Consider the following 2,609-nt stretch of genomic DNA (forward strand, 5'->3'; position numbering starts at 1 on the left):
TATAATAAGATATAATAATCAATAATCAAAATATTTAAGGAGTAATAAAATGAGTAAAAAAATACTTTATGGCAAAGAAGCAAGAAAAGCTTTATTACAAGGAGTAGATGCAATTGCAAATACTGTTAAAGTGACTTTAGGACCTAAAGGACGTAATGTTATTTTAGAAAAAGCCTATGATTCACCTGCTATTGTAAATGATGGTGTTTCTATTGCTAAAGAAATTGAATTAAAAAATCCTTATCAAAATATGGGAGCAAAGTTAGTATATGAAGTAGCTTCCAAAACTAACGATAAAGCAGGAGATGGAACAACTACAGCAACTGTTTTGGCACAAAGTATGATTCATCGTGGGTTTGATGCAATTGATGCAGGAGCTAATCCTGTTTTAGTAAAAGAAGGAATTGAGTTAGCTGCATTAACAGTTGCCAAAAAACTTTTAGCTAAATCTAAAAAAGTAGACGCCCAAGAAGATATTCAAAATGTGGCTGCTGTTTCATCAGGTAGTCAAGAAATTGGTAAAATCATTGCCCAAGCGATGCAAAAAGTAGGAAAAGATGGAGTTATTAATGTTGATGAATCCAAAGGTTTTGAAACAGAATTAGAAGTTGTTGAAGGATTGCAGTACGATAAAGGATATGCTTCTCCTTATTTTGTCTCTGATAGAGAAAGTATGACAGTACAGTTAGAAAATGCGTTAGTTTTAGTAACTGATCATAAAATTAGTACTGTGCAAGAAATTGTACCTATTTTGGAAGAAGTAGTAAAAGCATCTAGACCTTTATTAATTGTAGCTGAAGCTGTGGAAAATGAAGTTTTAGGGGTTTTGGTAGCTAATAAATTAAGAGGAACTTTTAATGTAGTTGTAACTAATGCTCCTGGTTTTGGTGATAATCAAAAAGAAATGTTACAAGATATTGCAGTACTTACAAAAGCTAATTTTGTTTCTAAAGAACTTAATATGAAATTAGCAGATTTAAAAATGGATGATTTAGGAAATATCAATAAAGCTATTATTAAAAAAGATAATACTACTTTGATAAGTAATTCTAAAAGTCCTGAATTAGAAAAACGTATTCAAGTATTAAAAACTCAAATTAAAAATGCTACTTCTGATTATGAAACTAAAAATTTGCAAGAAAGATTAGCTAAATTATCAGGAGGAGTTGCCTTAATTAAAGTTGGGGCTGCAACTGATACTGAATTAAAAGATAAAAAATTACGTATTGAAGATGCTCTTAATGCTACTAAAGCTGCTATTACTGAAGGAATTGTAGTTGGTGGTGGAAAAGCTTTAGTTGAGGTTTATCAAGAATTAAAAGATACTTTGGTATCTGATAATAAAGAAGTACAACAAGGAATTGATGTAGTAGTACAAAGTCTTTTAGTACCTACTTATCAAATTGCTTATAATGCAGGATTTTCAGGTAAAGATGTGGTAAAACAACAACTTTTACAACCCTTAAATTTTGGGTTTAATGCTAAAGAAGGTAAGTATGTTTGTCTCTTAAAAGAAGGTATAATTGACCCTACTAAAGTAACTCGTCAAGCTGTTCTTAATGCTGCTTCTATCTCTGCTTTGATGATTACAACTGAGGCTGCTGTGGTAAGTTTGAAAGAAAATAAAGATAATAACTTTGATTTAGGAACACAAGAATAATTTTTTATAACTAATAAAGCTTTATTTTTTTAATTATTGTCTCCCATTTTTCCTTTTTTCATGTTAAAATAATAGTAGGTTTTGATTGTCTTTTAACTCTTTGTTAGAAAACAACTCAAACCATATAATTATATAACGCAAGAAAGGAGAACAAACAATGCAAAATCAAAAAAATCAAAAATCTTTAGTTGCTAAAGTTTTAGTTTTATTTGCTGCTGTTGCTTTAATGTTTGTTGGCGTTCAAGTTTTTGCTGATGATAAACTAGATTTAAACACTTTAGAATGTAAAGACGCTCTTGAACTTACTGCTGCTGATGCAGCTGATGCAGAAAAAGTTGTTAAACAATGGAAAGTTCAAAACACTTCATTGAATGAAAAAGTAACAAAAGATTCTGTAAAAGTAGTGGTTGCTGATAATAAAGTAACAGTTTCACCTGCAGATGGTGATGCTGGAAAAGCTTTATCAGTTTCAAAACAATTAATTTTAGTAGGCGTATGTGAATTAAATAAATTAACTTTAGGCACAGACAAAAAACTTACACTTACAGTTAAAGATGGCAAAGTAGATGCAGAAGCTGGTTTAAAAGCTTTAAAAGAAGCTGGAGCTAAAGTTCCTGCAACTGTAAACAAAGACGACGTAACTTTCACAGTTGGTAAAGACGACAATGCTAATAAAGTTACTGTTAAAGCTGTAGATGGTAAAACTACTGTTTCAGGACAAGTTGTCTTTGAATTTACTGTAGCTAAAACACCTTGGTACAAAATAGCGTGGTTCTTAACATTAGTAGCTGTTGTAGTTGTTGCTGCCGTTGCTGGTGGTGTGTTTTTCTTTGTTAAAAAAAACAAAAAAAATAAATAATCTTATTTAATCATTATTTAAAAAGCTAGGTTTTTTAACCTAGTTTTTTTTATTTATCTTTATTATTAATAATAGTTTTTAGCAATAAAA

2 protein-coding genes are annotated in these 2,609 nt (G+C 30.1%); both read left to right on the forward strand.

Going from position 1 to position 2,609, the window contains the following annotated elements:
- Window positions 1-49: 49 nt before the first annotated feature.
- Window positions 50-1,660: a chaperonin GroEL gene (gene groL / locus OL66_RS00645; protein ID WP_011160496.1), complete on the forward strand. Its 1,611-nt coding sequence runs from the start codon at window positions 50-52 to the stop codon at window positions 1,658-1,660.
- A 157-nt stretch (window positions 1,661-1,817) separates the two neighbouring features.
- Window positions 1,818-2,519: a hypothetical protein gene (locus OL66_RS00650; RefSeq protein WP_034172058.1), complete on the forward strand. Its 702-nt coding sequence runs from the start codon at window positions 1,818-1,820 to the stop codon at window positions 2,517-2,519.
- The last annotated feature ends 90 nt before the right edge of the window (window positions 2,520-2,609 follow it).

The organism is Chrysanthemum yellows phytoplasma (assembly GCF_000803325.1).
Taxonomy (GTDB): Bacteria; Bacillota_I; Bacilli_A; order Acholeplasmatales; family Acholeplasmataceae; genus Phytoplasma; species Phytoplasma asteris.